This window comes from Gammaproteobacteria bacterium, assembly GCA_013817245.1.
Lineage (GTDB): Bacteria > Pseudomonadota > Gammaproteobacteria > HTCC5015 > HTCC5015 > JACDDA01.
Map to the genome: position 1 here is coordinate 37750 of JACDDA010000005.1, position 15307 is coordinate 53056.

The following is a 15307-nucleotide window of genomic DNA, read 5'->3' on the forward strand; positions in this document are numbered from 1 at the left end:
AGTAGGAATTTATTGTGCCATTTACGCCATTGCATATGGGGCCCGGCTTACTAATCAAAGCTTTGTTGCAAAGCAGTTTTAGTTTAATGGTGTTTGGCTGGGCGCAGATTGTGATGGATATTCAACCGTTGATTGTGTTGATAAGCGGCGAGGGACATCTGCATGGTTTTACGCATACGTATGTCGGCGCCAGTTTGCTTGCGGTGTTTGTTGCGTTGAGCGGTAAATATTTGGCTGAATGGTTGTTGCGATGTTTTTCGAATGACAAGCAAGGTTTTATTGTTATTACCTGGTGGGTAGCTTTTCTCAGTGCCTTTATTGGCACTTATAGTCACGTGATATTAGACAGTATTATGCACGTTGATATAGAACCTTTATCACCGTTTTCATTTGCAAATGGTTTGTTGGGCATTATGTCGGTAGAAGCGCTGCATAAGTTATGTTTGTACAGTGGTTTACTCGGCGCCATTTTGTATTTTGCTATTGAGCAATACAGTCTATTTATGCAAGGCCGCAAGCATGATGAGTAGCGAGGGAGTGCATGTCATCTGCAGCTGAATCCGTTAGAATAATGTCCGTTATTTTTCCTTTTGAACCCGAGTTATTCCCATGTTAGACCCTAAATTATTACGCACCGATTTAATGGCAGTGGCTACGCAGTTGGCGCGCCGTGGTTTTGTGTTGGACACTGCGTTGTTTGCGCACTTAGAAGAACGCCGCAAAACCTTGCAGATGAAAACGGAAGAATTGCAGAGTTTACGAAATAGCCGCTCTAAAGAAATTGGCCAAGCGAAAGCCAGGGGTGTGGATATTGAGCCTTTGCGTTTAGAAGTAGCTGAACTGGGTGATGCGTTAAAAGCCACCGAAACAGAATTTGAAAGTGTGCAAGCGGAGTTAGAAACTCATTTGTGGGGTATTCCCAATCTTTTAGATGCGTCGGTGCCGGATGGCCGTGATGAAACGCAGAATGTGGAAGTCCGCCGTTGGGGTCAGCCGACGCCATTAGCATTTGCCGCGCGTGATCATGTGGATGTGGGCGCTGCCTTAGGCGAGTTAGATTTTGAGTTGGGTGCAAAAATTACCGGCACGCGCTTTGCGGTGATGCGGGGTGGTGTCGCACGTTTGCATCGCGCTTTGATTCAGTTCATGTTGGATTTGCATACACGGCAACACGGTTATGTTGAAGTGAATGTGCCTTACATCGTCAATGCCGATAGTTTGAAAGGCACTGGCCAGTTGCCCAAATTTGAAGCGGATTTGTTCGCGTTAAAAGGTGAGCAGCCGTATTACTTGATTCCCACCGCTGAAGTCCCCGTCACTAATATGTTGCGCGATGAAATTGTCGAAGCCAGTGCCTTGCCGTTGCAGTATGTAGCGCACACACCCTGTTTTCGTTCGGAAGCCGGTTCTTATGGCAAAGATACGCGCGGCATGATTCGTCAACATCAGTTTGAAAAAGTGGAGTTGGTGCAGTTTGTTCGTCCCGAAGATTCATGGGCTGCATTAGAAGCGTTAACGCAACATGCCGAAGCGGTGTTGCAAGCGTTGGAATTGCCCTATCGCGTGCTCGCCTTGTGCGCGGGTGATGTGGGTTTTTCGGCGGCCAAAACTTACGATTTAGAAGTGTGGTTGCCTGCTCAAGCTAAATATCGCGAGATTTCTTCGTGTAGTAATTTTGTCGACTTCCAGGCCCGGCGTATGAAAGCGCGTTGGCGCAATCCGGAAACGGGCAAACCCGAATTGCTGCATACCCTGAATGGCTCCGGCTTGGCAGTGGGGCGTACGCTGGTGGCGATTCTAGAGAATTATCAGCAAGCCGATGGCTCGGTGTTCATTCCCAAAGTGCTACATCCTTACATGGGTGGTTTGCAGGTGTTAAACATAAACAATAAAGCGTAAGCCCAACGCGATTTTCAGCTGGTCATGCCGAGGTGTTTTTCGGTATGATTGCGCCCCTCATCGCATGGCCTTGCGCCGGTGTTGAGTTGGTTCGGAGGGGTGGCAGAGCGGTTGAATGCACCGGTCTTGAAAACCGGCAGGGATTCACGTCCCTCGTGGGTTCAAATCCCACCCCCTCCGCCATTTATATATTCTCATCTGTCTTATCTCCCCAGCGAATTTGATTTCCCAAGAGAACGACATGCTTCAACAAACCTCTGCATGAAATTTTTCTTTCTGTATGTAGCCACTGCATTAGCAGAAATCGTGGGATGCTACTTACCTTATTTATGGCTCAAAGAACAACGCTCTGTTTGGTTGCTGCTACCGGCGGCCTTAAGTCTGGCGTTATTTGTATGGCTATTAACCTTGCACGATACCGCAGCGGGGCGGGTGTATGCGGCTTATGGCGGGGTTTACATCGGCATTGCTATTTTGTGGCTTTGGGCGGTTAATGGCGTGCGCCCTACACAGTGGGATGTTGCAGGGGTTTTAATCGCGTTCACGGGCATGGCCGTTATCATGTTGCAGCCGCGTTGATGGGCTGCTTAAGTTGCGTAAGTATTAAAGATGTTGTCTACACATTGATCGAGGTTTAAATGACAAAAACGTTATACAAAGTGCGCTTCTTAAATGAAGACAAAGTTTATGAAATTTACGCACGTCATGTGTATCAAGGTGATCTATATGGTTTCGTCATCATCGAAGACATCTTGTTTGATGAAACCTCCGGCGTGCTAGTCGATCCGGGCCAAGAGCGTTTAAAAACTGAATTTGCCGCCGTGAAAATGACCATGGTGCCGATGCATTCCGTGATTCGCATTGATCAAGTGGAAAAACAAGGCACGGCAAAAATCACCAGTATCGATGGCAAACATATCAATAATGGCCCTACACCTATTTATACGCCACGCGGTGATGCAGGTGCTTAAATGAATTAATGGAATAGTGGTAATCGTTGGACTTTATTGGCGTGTGTTTGGACCCTGATCGTTGTTGTTATGCTTCTCATCGCGTGGCGAGTAAGTCCGTATTTTTATTGGTTTAGCTACATTTTAGCGGGTGCGCTGGGTGTGCCTGCGACCCTTGCTGCGACTATATTTGCGATGCGTGATCCGGCATGTCGGTTTGTGAGCATAGCGTTCTTAAATCTCGTGATGTTTACCGTGCTGATGATATTTGGATTTAAATATTTACTGTCGATTCATTGGGCATAAAGCGCTTTTGCGCAGCAGCGGTTGAATTTACTCAGCGCTTGCGCTATAAAGCGCAGCGTTGTGGCTTATTATGTACAGCGTTAACCGGATACCAGACCACTGGTGGCGGTTCGGGTTGAGATATCCGAAGTGTGTATAAAAAACGAGCGGAGCCTTTGGGCTCCGTTACGTTTTAAGCGAGCCGCATTTTTTTATCGCTAAATGTTCGTGTCCGGAGAGGTGTCCGAGTGGTTGAAGGAGCACGCCTGGAAAGTGTGTATACGTTAATAGCGTATCGAGGGTTCGAATCCCTCTCTCTCCGCCAGTTATAAAACAACACGCGCAAGCGTGTTTTTTTATGGCTGAAATAAAATAGCGGAATTTGAAGCCGAGAAATTAAATAGTTGGATGACCACTAGGGATGGTGGAAATGCAAAAAAAAGAAAAGTAGTTTTTGCCGCGAAATATCGTCAATATTCAGGATTAACGATTAACGATTAACGATTAACGATTAACGATTAACGATTAACGATTAACGATTAACGATTAATGAGGACGGAATTTCCACATGATACTTTTCCCATTTTCAGATTATTGGTGGTTTTATTTAGGATTTATTACTTTTGTTTTGGTAATGCTCGCGCTAGATCTTGGTGTGTTCCATAAAAAATCTCATGAAATTAGTTTTAAAGAAGCGGCTATCTGGACAACGATTTGGATTAGTCTTGCCCTCATCTTTAATTATTTGTTCTATCTGTATGCTCAATATCGTTTCTCGACACACGAGTTTTACACATCGATTCCCGGGTTTGATCCTGATGGTCAGGCTAAAATTTCAGCACTAGAGTTTTTAACTGGTTTTGTCGTTGAGAAATCACTCGCAATCGACAATATCTTTATTTTTGCTGTGGTATTTGCTTATTTTGGAATTCCGAAACAATACCAACACCGAGTGTTGTTCTGGGGGATTCTTGGCGCTCTGGTGTTCCGCGGTATTTTTATTGCTTTAGGTTCCGTGCTCATGCAGTACCACTGGGTAGTTATTTTCTTTGGCGGTTTGTTGATATTAACCGGCGTTAAAATGTTTTTCGCTGGCACTGAGCCTCAGAGCCTAGAAAACAATTTCATTATTAAAATAATTAATAAAATATTTAGAGTCCATCCTCACATTGAAGGGCAGAAATTCTTCTTTAAAAAAAATGGCCTTACATATGTAACGCCGCTATTTTTAGCGCTGATCTTTCTTGAGCTGAGCGATATTATTTTTGCGGTAGATTCTGTGCCAGCAATTTTTGCGCTGACGAAAGAACCATTGATTGTTTTTACGTCAAACATTTTCGCAATTTTAGGTTTAAGATCGATGTATTTCATGTTGGTAGGCGTTATGGACAGATTTGGTTACATAAAATATGGATTAGCGTCAGTATTAGTCTTTGTGGGGTTAAAAATGGTATGGCTCAACGAGGCCTTTGGTGGAAAGTTTCCGATTAATTGGTCATTGATAATTATCGGTGCTCTCATTGGTTCTTCTATTTTGGTTTCGATTATTATTGATCGAGCAAAACAAAAAAAGCCCCATTGAAACCTTTTGGATTTTGATTATATTCAAGCCTGATGTCGCTTATGAAAATTCTAATCGTTGAAGATAATCGGGATATTTTAGAAAACATTTGCGCTTATTTAGAAAGCCAGGCGCATGTTGTCGACGTTGCGGCGGACGGTAATACGGCTATGCATCTGCTCGGCAAAGAAACCTATGATGTTATTGTTTTGGATATTTTATTGCCGGGTGTTAATGGTATTGAAATTTGTCGGCGCTTACGCGAAGACTTACATAATGCGACACCTGTTATCATGTTAACGGCGCGCGATAAAGTCGATGATCGTGTGCAAGGCTTGGACGTTGGCGCAGATGATTATTTGGTAAAGCCTTTTTCCTTAGTAGAATTAGACGCTAGGATTCGTGCGCAATATCGGCGTAGCCGAGTCAACGAACAATGGGGCTTGTTACAAGTCGGCGAACTGATCTGTGATGTTGCTCAACATCGTGTCACGCATAGAAGTATGGAAATTACTTTAAGCCCGATTGGATTTCGTATTTTACAAACGTTAATGCAAGCCTCGCCAAATGTCGTCCCTCGTGAACAGTTAGAGCGCGATATATGGGGCGACAATGTACCAGATAGTGATGCTTTGAAAGTGCATATTCATGCTTTGCGCGATGCGATTGATAAGCCCTTTGGCACTAATTTTTTATATACTGTGCGGGGCATAGGATTCAAAATGGTGAACTTTGATGCGTCTTAAACTTCAGTTACGGATAACGCTGTATTTTACCGGTTTAGTTTTTATTACGTGTTTATTATTTTCAATTGCTATGTTTTCTGTAATACATACGATTGAAGATAAATTATTTCGCAACTACGTAGAAAATTTTTCGATTTGGGCTATTAACTTGATTGAGTATTCACCTGCCGGAAGTTTCCAAAATTGGCCGGCGGGCATTAAAATTTATACTGATAAAACGCTTAATAAACCCACTTTTCTAAAAGACATGCCGCCCGGATTTTGGGAGGTTGAGTTACCTGAGCGCGATTTTTTTGTCTTAGTTAAAGCGCACGCGCAATCGATGTATTTCATTACGTTTGATCAAACAGATTTTGAAACTCGCGAAATACGGATTTTATTTTCTTTAATGCTCAGCGTATTAACACTTACCTTGCTCGCGTATTGGACTGCGCGTCGTATTTCAGCCAGCGCTATTGCGCCGGTTATTGCCTTGGCGAATGATGTTAAGAATGATCAGTTAATTTCTGTAGAAAATAATTTTTATGCTGATGATGAGGTTGGATTTTTAGCGTTAGCTTTTGCAGAAAAACTCACCGAGCAACAGGAATTTCTCAATCGCGAACGTTTATTTACAGGTGATATTAGTCATGAGCTAAGAACACCTTTGATGGTTATGCAAAGTGCTGTAGATGTAATGTCATTAGCGCGTGACCGTTTAAATGATCAAGAGTTAGCCGCTTTAGCGCGATTGCAGCGTGCTTTAAACGACTCAGCTGAAATGGTCGCGGCATTTTTACAGTTATCACGCGCGATGGATGGTTTCAGCGCTGAGCAGGCTAACTGCGAGATTAATAAAATGGTCGAGCAATGTTTGGATGAACAATTAAGGAATAGCGCGCGACCTAATGTGAAGATCGAATATATTCAGCTTGCGGTATTGCAGGTACAGGCGAATCCAGCTTTAGTTGCAGTTGTCATTAATAATTTAATTAAAAATGCTTTCGCTTATACTCTCGAAGGCGCAATAAGTGTGGTAGTGGATAAGCAATCACTGCGCATTACGAGTTCAGGGGATGCGTTACCTGCCGATATCAGCGCGCATATATTTGAGCGCTTCGTTAAAGCTACCGATTCTTCGGGCGCGGGGATCGGCTTGTCTATTGTGAAACGCATCTGTGAATACCATCACTGGCTAGTTACTTATCAATGTCATGTGGGCGGCCATGAATTTACGATCACTTGGCCGTCTGATTCGTCTCATTAATCCTCTGTATTAAGCTAAGCAGTTATTAACGTTTTGTTAACGCAAGAGCTGCTATTTTCTTCCTCTGTTTTTCTAGAGGAAGTGTTATGTTGTGGTTACGTGCAATAGTAAGTTGTGTTGGGGCCTTAGTGCGTTCCCGCTTTCTGCTTCTTTTCAGCATGGCGCTGCTGGCTTTAACGAGCTTTTTTATTACGCGGATAATTCTGGTTTTTAATCTTCCGGAGCTGCACTTTTCTTTTATTGACGTGTTGTTAGCTATGCTTGTGGGCTTAGTGTATGACATTGGTTTTATTGCATACGCGCTCGGATTGTTGGCTTTATATGTGGCGTTGGTGCCAAACCGTGTTTGGCAGTCTACTTTTAATAAAATATTTATTCATGTGTTGGTATTTGCGAGTATCTATGTTTTATGGTTCATAGGTGTGGCGGAGTGGCTTTTCTGGGATGAGTTTGGCGCACGCTTTAACTTCATCGCGATTGATTATTTGGCTAATAAACGTGAAGTTTTTGACAATATTAAAGAGTCATATCCGCTAGGTGGTTTGCTCTCGGCAATGTTCGTGTTTAGTACGATTATCTATCTTGTGATTAGACGATCTGTTCGGCGTTCGTTGAGTTTTCATGCGCCATTGTCTACTCGTTTTCAGCTTGGCAGTTTATTTCTGATTGCTCCTATAGTGATTTTTCTATGCTTAGGTCAGGGTGCTCGTCAAATATCAAATAACGTTTATGTGAATGAATTAGGCAGTAATGGTCCTTATCAATTTTTTGCAGCTTTGCGTAATAATCAAATAGATTACGGTCAGTTTTACGTGTCCTTGGATGACAAACTAATTTCGAAAACCTTGAAATCTGAAGTAATTCAGCCAGATGCTCGTTTTATAAATGACGATCTGTATTCGATTCGGCGCGAGGTCGTTAATACTGGGCCTGAGAAGCGTTTAAACATCATGTTGATTATGGTCGAAAGTTTGAGCGGCGATTTCATGCAGCATTTTGGAAATGAGGCAGGACTTACACCGAATTTAGATAAACTCGCCGATAACAGTTTATTTTTTACGCAATTTTATTCTACGGGTACTCGGACTGATCGTGGCTTGGAAGCGGTTACTTTATCGATTCCACCAACCCCGGGTCGTTCTATTGTGAAACGCATTGGCAAAGAAAAAAACATGTGGTCGTTAGGCAATGTTTTAAGAAAGAAAGGTTATGACGCTCGCTTTATTTATGGAGGACGCGGTTATTTTGACAATATGAATGAATTTTTTTCAGGTAATGGCTATGAAATTGTCGATCAAAGTCGCGTAGCCAATAACGAAATTGGTTTTGAAAATGCGTGGGGGATGGCTGATGAATTTACTTTTACACAAGCCATTAAACAGGCAGATATTTCTTACAAAGCGGATCGACCATTTTTTCACCACATTATGACCACCTCAAATCACCGGCCTTATACCTATCCTGATCGCCGGATTGATATCCCTTCTGGTCACGGACGGAATGGTGCCGTGAAATATACTGACTGGGCCATTAATAATTTTATAGAGCGCGCTAAGTATAAGCCGTGGTTTGCTGATACTATTTTTGTGATTGTTGCGGATCATTGCGCGCGCAGTGAAGGAAAAGTGCGATTACCCCTTAACCGTTATCATATTCCTTTGATTATCTATAGCCCAAAACATATTGCTGCTGCAAAAGTGGATAAAGTGGCTAGTCAAATTGATGTGGCTCCCACTTTATTAGCATTATTAGGTATGAGTTATGAGTCTAATTTTTTCGGTAAAAATATTTTAACAATGACGCCAGCAGAAGAGCGCGCCTTAGTAGGAAGTTACCAGTATTTAGGACTTTATCAGCACGGGAAAATGTCTATATTGGGTCCGAAAAAAATAGTTATGCAACAAGAAGATGCCTTAAGCGAAGATCCTATTGTGACAAAACCAGCTGATGATGATCCTTTATTGTTAGAAAATATCGCTTTTTATCAAGGCGCTAGCTTTATCTATCGAAATAAACTTAATGCTTGGCCGGTAGATGATGCTCTTAAGGCTAAGCCTTCAACTCATTAAAAGAGATGATCCGGGCTATGAATAATAGGGATACCGAAACCTCACATTTCTGGTGGCAACATGCTGGCATACCGATTTTATTGTTTGCTATATTTTCATTGCTAATAATTTATTTTGAAATTGATTTTGCGTTAGCGGATGCGTTATTTCAGTGGCAAGATCAAGAATGGAATTTGCGTGGCGCTCATTGGTTTAAAACCATTTTTCATGACGGTGGACGTTATCTATCGCTGAGTATCGGTTTATTGGTTTTATTATTGTGGATTGCGGGCGCGGTGGTAGCTGTACTCAAACCTTATCGGCGCGGATTTATTTATTTGTTAATCGCGGGTTTGTTATCGAGTGCGTATATCGGATTATTGAAAAAATTTAATCCTGCTTATTGCCCTTGGGATTTATTGCGTTACGGTGGTCAACATGAATACATCTCTCCATTTGCGTGGTCGCAATGGGGTGGTGTTATGGGTCATTGTTTTCCCGCCGCACATGCTAGTGCGGGTTATGCATGGATAGGCATTTATTTTTTTTGTTTAGTGTATGCGTCACGTTATCGTTGGCATGGTTTAGTCAGTGCATTATTGTTGGGTACGATCTTAGGTTTTTCTCAGCAATTAAGAGGCGCGCATTTTATTTCACATGATGTTTGGACTCTGATGATTTGTTGGTTTAATAGTTTGTTTTGGTATGCTGTTTATTTGCGACGGTGATTAAATTGACTTATCTTAAATAAAGATTAGCTGGATTTTGAATAAATAAATTCACCTAAGTTTTTAGGGTTTAACTTATTGCTAAACCCTAAAACTTATTTTATGAGTATGCGTTACAGATTATATTGGGTGATGACGATCATGGTTATGTATCATTCGATAAAGTACAGGTAACACTAATAGCGTAAGTAGTGTTGAAGAAATAATTCCTCCTATTACGACTGTTGCTAATGGACGCTGCACTTCAGCACCTATTCCGATATTAAATGCCATTGGCACAAAACCTAAGCTTGCTACTAAAGCGGTCATTAATACCGGGCGTAAGCGGGTAAGTGCGCCTTCAACAATAGCATGTTGTAAATCGCGAGTTTTCTCCCAAAGATTGCGAATAAATGTCAGCATCACTAAACCGTTTAGTACCGCAATGCCTGATAGCGCAATAAATCCAATGCCCGCTGAAATAGACATGGGCATGCCACGCAACCAGAGTGCGAGTACACCACCGGTTAATGCAAGCGGTACACCGGTAAAAATAATAAGCGCATCTTTAAGCGAGCCAAAAGCAAGTACCAATAAGCCAATCACCATCAAAAGTGTTAACGGAACGACCCAGCTTAAACGGCTGCTTGCGGATTCAATTTGTTCAAAAGTGCCGCCGTACTCTAACCAATAACCCGCAGGCAATTTGACGCGCTCTATAATCAACGCTTGTGCTTCTTCCACAAATGAACCGATGTCACGACCACGTATATTAGCTGTTACGACGACTAATCGTTTACCATTTTCTCGGCTTACTTGATTGGGTGCAGGTGCCAATGTCAATGCGGCTAATTCTGCTAATGGTACAAAACCATGATGTTCGCGAGAGAGGTTACGGTTAGTTGAGAATGCAGAGCTAATAGGAATCGGTAAACGTTCTAATTCTTTTACGTTGCTCCGCAGTTTTTCAGGTAAACGAATGACTAATTCAAATCGACGATCACCTTCAAAGATTTGACCGGCTTTTTCTCCTGCAATAGCCGTCGCAATTAAATCTTGTAAATCCGACACGCTGATTCCATAGCGTGCCAGTGCTTCACGTTTAGGAATAATGGAAAGGACGGGTAAACCAGTGACTTGTTCAACGCGTGGATCTGCAACGCCTTCTAGTGTTTCTAGCACTTCTAGAATTTCATTAGCCGAACGTACTAATTGATCGAGATCGTCACCCATGACTTTGATCCCGAGATCAGTACGAACACCTGATATCAACTCATTAAAACGCATTTGAATGGGTTGCGTAAATTCATAGTTGTTCCCAGGTAATTTACGAACAGCAGATTCCATGGCATTTATTAAATCGATTTTACTGCGGCTAGGATCTGGCCATTGATCGCGCGGTTTTAAAATCACAAAATTGTCAGCAACAGAAGGGGGCATAGGATCGGTTGCGACATCCGCGGTGCCCATTTTTGCAAATACATTTTTGACTTCGGGAAATTCTTTAAGACGTTCTTCTAATATCGATTGCATAGCGATGGCTTGTTCTAAGCCTGTGCCCGGAATGCGCAAAGCATGTAATGCGATATCACCTTCATCAAATTGTGGAATGAATTCTGACCCCAATGTAGTGGCAAGCCAACTGCAAAGAATAACGAGTAATGCAGCAATAGCGATGATAGTTTTGCGCCATTGTAAGGCTAGCAATAAGCACGGCCGATAAAATTTTTTTGCAATCAGCATAATGCGGTTTTCATGTTCGGACACTTTACCGTTCATGAATAACGCAATGGCTGCTGGTACGAAAGTAAGCGACAGTAATAACGCCGCAGATAATGCGATAACCACCGTGATGGCCATGGGGTGAAACATTTTACCTTCAACGCCAGTGAGCGAAAAAATCGGTAAGTACACTAATGTTATAATGCCTACGCCAAATAAACTCGGTCGAATGACTTCGTTGCTTGCATCAAAAGCTAATGTTAAGCGTTCTTTTAGTGTTAACAATCCGTTATTGGCACGCTGTGCTTCTGCCAAACGGCGAATGCAATTTTCAATAATAATTACCGCACCATCAACAATTAATCCAAAATCTAACGCTCCTAAACTCATTAAGTTCGCGGAGACGCCGGCTTTCACCATGCCGGTAATTGTCATCAACATGGTAATAGGAATAACGGCAGCAGTAATCAGTGCGGCGCGTAAGTTACCGAGTAATGCAAACAACACAATAATAACGAGTAGTGCACCTTCCAAAAGATTTTTTTGTACGGTGGCGATGGCTTTATCTACTAATGTTGTGCGGTCATAAACTGTTTTTGCCGTTACGCCTGCTGGTAAAGAACGATTAACTTCAATTAATCGTGCTGCAATGCTGCGTGCGACTTCTCGTGAATTTTCACCCACCAGCATCATCGCAGTTCCCAGCACGGTTTCTTGCCCGTTTTGAGTGGCGGCACCGGTACGTAATTCTTTGCCGATAGCGACTTCAGCAATATCGTGAATGCGAATAGTGATGCCACGATGTTGCACAACAGGGACATTCCGAATGTCATCTAGGTTAAAAAGTTGACCGGGTGAACGCACGAGTAATTGTTGGCCATCGCGCTCGAGATAACCTGCGCCTCGATTGCTATTGTTATGTTCGAGTGCTTTTTTTATATCGTCCATGCTTAGCTTCCATTGCAGAAGTTTGGCCGGATCCGGTGTGATGTGATATTGCTTGGTGTAACCACCAATAGAATTTATTTCAATTACACCTTTTACTTGCATTAATTGAGGTCTAATAATCCAATCTTGTACTTCACGTAAATAAGTAGCATCAATCGATGCCCCATTACTTTGTTTAGCACCGGGAGCTGCTTGTACTGTGTACATAAATATTTCGCCGAGCCCCGTCGCAATAGGCCCCATTACGGGTTCTATATTATTAGGTAGCTCGCTTTTGATTTGACCTAAGCGTTCATTGATGAGATTACGTGCGAAATAAAGATCGGTACCTTCTTCGAATACGACCGTTACTTGAGATAAACCGTAACGAGAAATAGAGCGTGTATAAGCGAGTTTTGGTAAACCCGCTAAAGCTGTTTCGACGGCGTACGTGATGCGTTGTTCGATTTCAAGTGGTGAATAGCCGGGTGCTTCGGTATTAATTTGCACTTGTACATTAGTAATGTCAGGCACTGCATCAATGGGAAGTTGTTGATAATTCCAAAGTCCTAAAACAATTAACCCTAGCACTGCGCACATCACCAACCAACGTCGATCGATAGCTGTTCTTAAGCAAAACTCAATCATGTCATTGGCCTCTTAGTGATCATGACTGGCGCCGGATTTCTCCAGGTCAGACTTCAGTAAATAACTGTTTCCCACCACATAAGTATCACCAGAGTTTAGTCCTGCTAATACTTCGGTGAATTGACCATCAGTACGTCCTAATTCGAGTGGACGAATTTCGTAAGTGTCACCAATCTGGATAAACACTACTTGCCAATCACGGAAAGATTGCAGTGCTCGATTATCAACGCGTAATGCGACATTGATGTGTTCAGTTGTGACGGTTACAGGGACACGACTTCCCGCTATCCAATGCGCTTTGTGATTATCTAATGATGCCAGCGCCAGTAGTGCAGGTGTGCCATCATTCGCGGCACTCACTGAATCTAATTTGGTGGATATCGTTTGTGAATCCACCATTAGTTGAACGGTTTGGCCAGTTTTTATTTTCGCAGCATCTTGAGCAAATACCGGAAAACTTAATTGCAAACGACTGGAATCAACGACTGTAAACAATGGTTGTTCACCAGTGATTTCACCCGTGTGAGCATGTCGAGCTGTTATGACACCGCTGATTGGCGTGGTAATGATGTAAGGTTGTAAACTTTCATTGGCTTCAATCGTAGCTAAGATATCGCCTGCTTTGACGTTTTTACCAACCTTGATATTTACTTGTTTAACAATCCCTGGATAACGTGCGCTGAGTTGACGGATGGCAGCGGGATCATGATTCAATTGCGCATAAAAACGTATCGTTTCAGCTAAGCTTCCTGCGCTAGCTTTAGCGGTGACAATGCCGGAACGTTTTGCTAAATCTGCATTGAGTTGAATACGTCCTTCATAGGATGCAAATGTCCAGTGATGTTGTTTATTTTTATAAGTGGCGGTTACTGATACATCAAAAGAATGAGGTTCTGTCACTTCAGCGTCCCCGCGCAGGAAATCTTGTTCTTGCGTAAAACGAAAATTATCAATTTGTCCACCCAAGCGCGTTAGTTTTACACTGAGCTGCCAATCCTTAGGTGCGAGTGGTTTGTTGTCTATGCTAGCCCAAGCACGATATTCTGGCGGCACGCCTTTTTCAAAAATAGCCAGTTCTACTTGGAAATCATCGTCGATTAATAAGCGGCCATTGTGCGGACCTTTAGTGAATTCTTCAGATTCTAAATTTTCTGCGTGATCGCCCGCAGCAAAGACTTTAAAAAAAATTACACTGCTGAATAAAAATAAAAGCATTACTGAAAATATATGAATAGGTTTGGATAAGTTCATGGTGTTACCTCACGAAAAAATTTAGTAGATGTCGCTTCATTAGCGTCATTGGGTAGTGAACCCGTCATGCGTTCAATCTCAATTCGCGCTTGATGTACTCGAACTGCAGCATCAATCAATGCGCTTTTTGCATACAGTAATTCGCGCTGTGCTTGGTTTAATTCTAAATAGCTGTAGCGTCCTTGACGAAATGCGTCAAAGGTTGTGCGAGTAGCGGTTTGCAGTAAAGGCACTATGTGAGTTTGTAAACTTTCTGCTTCGGCAGAAGCTAAAGTATAAATTTCATAACTAGCGAGTAATTGTGCTTCTAACTGCATTTGTGCCGTGCGTTGATAAAGCAAAGCGCTTTCTTCTTCTGCAGTTGCGGTAGCAATAGCACCTGCATTGCGACGTCCAAGACCCAGTGGCACGCTCAGACCAAACACATAAGCCGTTTCTTCGTTCGCTTCAAAACGGCGATAACCCGCGTTCCATTCAATGCCGGCTGTGGTTGTTTCTGCCTGTCGGCGTTGCGCTTGACGTAATGTTACTTCGCGCTCAAGAAGTTCAGCGTCAGGATTTGAGGCTAAGTTATTTTGCAATTCTGCTAACGAAAGCGGTGGAGGCAGCGAAAAAAGATTTGCTTCTGCGTTTTTAAAACCAGGGGCAGCATCTGCCCAATATAAACTTAGTTGCAAACGTTGTTGATTAACAGATTGCCGCGCTTTTTGTATTTGTAGACCAGCATGGGCTAACGCAGCTCGTGCGCGCGATAATTCTGCATTGGCACTGCGTCCTGCTTGGACTTGCATATTAAGTGCGATCACTGTTTGCTGTGCTAAGCTTTCGGCTTCTAATTCCAAAGCTAATTTTTCTTGTGCGGCAACCAACATAATAAAATGTTGAGTGACATCCCCAAGTACTTTTAAGGTGGCGGCACGTTGTTGAGAAGCTAGTTGTTGTTGACGCGCATTCACTACATTAATGCGCGCATCGCGTTGACCGCCGAGTTCTATGAGTGATGCCAGTGAAAATGTTAGCTCAGCATTATCAGTATCTGCATAAGCATCGGAACCATATGCATTTTCAATCTCTGCGCCGATTCGCCAAGCGGGTCTTAATCTTGCGGTTTGACGTTCGCCGTCTATGACTTTGGAACGAAATTTATAGCCGATTAATTCAGGATTGTGTTGTAGCGTGGCGCGAATAGCGTCGGCAAGTGTAATGTTGTGAGGCGTAGTAGTGACGTCACTAGCGGCCTGGGTAGATAACGACCACGTGTTAACAACGATAAGCAATGCAGTAAAAATATATTTCATAAAAACTCCAGCGAAAAGA

The 15307-nt window shown here is 42.8% G+C and carries 12 protein-coding genes and 2 tRNA genes; 11 read left to right on the top strand and 3 right to left on the bottom strand.

Annotated features, from left to right (window positions below; translation table 11 throughout):
* Nucleotides 1–14 precede the first annotated feature (14 nt).
* The 11 genes from H0W44_07370 (at nucleotide 15) to H0W44_07420 (ending at nucleotide 9463) form a co-directional block, all read left to right on the top strand.
* Nucleotides 15–530, top strand: a complete 516-nt coding sequence (locus H0W44_07370; protein ID MBA3582257.1) for a hypothetical protein — start codon at nucleotides 15–17, stop codon at nucleotides 528–530.
* Between the two features lie 79 nt (nucleotides 531–609).
* Nucleotides 610–1899 (top strand): serine--tRNA ligase, encoded by a 1290-nt coding sequence (gene serS / locus H0W44_07375; GenBank protein MBA3582258.1) that lies wholly within the window; start codon nucleotides 610–612, stop codon nucleotides 1897–1899.
* Between the two features lie 93 nt (nucleotides 1900–1992).
* Nucleotides 1993–2082 (top strand) — tRNA-Ser (locus tag H0W44_07380).
* 78 nt (nucleotides 2083–2160) lie between these two features.
* Nucleotides 2161–2478 carry a YnfA family protein gene (locus H0W44_07385; protein ID MBA3582259.1) on the top strand — a complete coding sequence of 106 codons (318 nt, stop codon included), beginning with the start codon at nucleotides 2161–2163 and terminating at the stop codon, nucleotides 2476–2478.
* Between the two features lie 59 nt (nucleotides 2479–2537).
* Nucleotides 2538–2870, top strand: a complete 333-nt coding sequence (locus H0W44_07390; protein MBA3582260.1) for a DUF1820 family protein — start codon at nucleotides 2538–2540, stop codon at nucleotides 2868–2870.
* Between the two features lie 498 nt (nucleotides 2871–3368).
* A tRNA-Ser gene (locus H0W44_07395) sits at nucleotides 3369–3459 on the top strand.
* A gap of 243 nt (nucleotides 3460–3702) precedes the next feature.
* Nucleotides 3703–4716: a TerC family protein gene (locus H0W44_07400; protein MBA3582261.1), complete on the top strand. Its 1014-nt coding sequence runs from the start codon at nucleotides 3703–3705 to the stop codon at nucleotides 4714–4716.
* 41 nt (nucleotides 4717–4757) lie between these two features.
* Nucleotides 4758–5441 (top strand): response regulator transcription factor, encoded by a 684-nt coding sequence (locus H0W44_07405; GenBank protein MBA3582262.1) that lies wholly within the window; start codon nucleotides 4758–4760, stop codon nucleotides 5439–5441.
* Complete coding sequence (locus H0W44_07410) at nucleotides 5431–6687, top strand: HAMP domain-containing histidine kinase (GenBank protein MBA3582263.1); 1257 nt, start codon at nucleotides 5431–5433, stop codon at nucleotides 6685–6687. The genes H0W44_07405 and H0W44_07410 overlap by 11 nt, the downstream gene beginning before the upstream one ends.
* 86 nt (nucleotides 6688–6773) lie before the next feature.
* The gene (locus tag H0W44_07415; protein ID MBA3582264.1) at nucleotides 6774–8756 is read left to right on the top strand and encodes a sulfatase-like hydrolase/transferase; all 1983 of its coding nucleotides are present in this window, start codon (nucleotides 6774–6776) and stop codon (nucleotides 8754–8756) included.
* A 17-nt stretch (nucleotides 8757–8773) separates the two neighbouring features.
* Nucleotides 8774–9463, top strand: a complete 690-nt coding sequence (locus H0W44_07420) for a phosphatase PAP2 family protein (protein MBA3582265.1) — start codon at nucleotides 8774–8776, stop codon at nucleotides 9461–9463.
* Nucleotides 9464–9583: 120 nt separating this feature from the next.
* Here H0W44_07420 and H0W44_07425 read toward each other — a convergent pair whose 3' ends face one another.
* From H0W44_07425 to H0W44_07435, 3 genes are read right to left on the bottom strand one after another with little or no spacing between them, the layout of a single operon-like run.
* Complete coding sequence (locus H0W44_07425; GenBank protein ID MBA3582266.1) at nucleotides 9584–12739, bottom strand: CusA/CzcA family heavy metal efflux RND transporter; 3156 nt, start codon at nucleotides 12737–12739, stop codon at nucleotides 9584–9586.
* 12 nt (nucleotides 12740–12751) lie between these two features.
* Nucleotides 12752–13990 carry an efflux RND transporter periplasmic adaptor subunit gene (locus tag H0W44_07430; GenBank protein MBA3582267.1) on the bottom strand — a complete coding sequence of 413 codons (1239 nt, stop codon included), beginning with the start codon at nucleotides 13988–13990 and terminating at the stop codon, nucleotides 12752–12754.
* Complete coding sequence (locus H0W44_07435) at nucleotides 13987–15288, bottom strand: TolC family protein (protein ID MBA3582268.1); 1302 nt, start codon at nucleotides 15286–15288, stop codon at nucleotides 13987–13989. The genes H0W44_07430 and H0W44_07435 overlap by 4 nt, the downstream gene beginning before the upstream one ends.
* Between the last annotated feature and the right edge of the window lie 19 nt (nucleotides 15289–15307).

Coding starts and splice junctions, on each gene's coding strand:
- H0W44_07430 (MBA3582267.1), bottom strand. CDS start 13,990: ATGAACTTATCCAAACCTATTCATATATTTTCAGTAATGCTTTTATTT.
- H0W44_07390 (MBA3582260.1), top strand. CDS start 2,538: ATGACAAAAACGTTATACAAAGTGCGCTTCTTAAATGAAGACAAAGTT.
- H0W44_07435 (MBA3582268.1), bottom strand. CDS start 15,288: ATGAAATATATTTTTACTGCATTGCTTATCGTTGTTAACACGTGGTCG.
- H0W44_07415 (MBA3582264.1), top strand. CDS start 6,774: ATGTTGTGGTTACGTGCAATAGTAAGTTGTGTTGGGGCCTTAGTGCGT.
- H0W44_07420 (MBA3582265.1), top strand. CDS start 8,774: ATGAATAATAGGGATACCGAAACCTCACATTTCTGGTGGCAACATGCT.
- H0W44_07385 (MBA3582259.1), top strand. CDS start 2,161: ATGAAATTTTTCTTTCTGTATGTAGCCACTGCATTAGCAGAAATCGTG.
- H0W44_07425 (MBA3582266.1), bottom strand. CDS start 12,739: ATGATTGAGTTTTGCTTAAGAACAGCTATCGATCGACGTTGGTTGGTG.
- serS (MBA3582258.1), top strand. CDS start 610: ATGTTAGACCCTAAATTATTACGCACCGATTTAATGGCAGTGGCTACG.
- H0W44_07410 (MBA3582263.1), top strand. CDS start 5,431: ATGCGTCTTAAACTTCAGTTACGGATAACGCTGTATTTTACCGGTTTA.
- H0W44_07405 (MBA3582262.1), top strand. CDS start 4,758: ATGAAAATTCTAATCGTTGAAGATAATCGGGATATTTTAGAAAACATT.
- H0W44_07400 (MBA3582261.1), top strand. CDS start 3,703: ATGATACTTTTCCCATTTTCAGATTATTGGTGGTTTTATTTAGGATTT.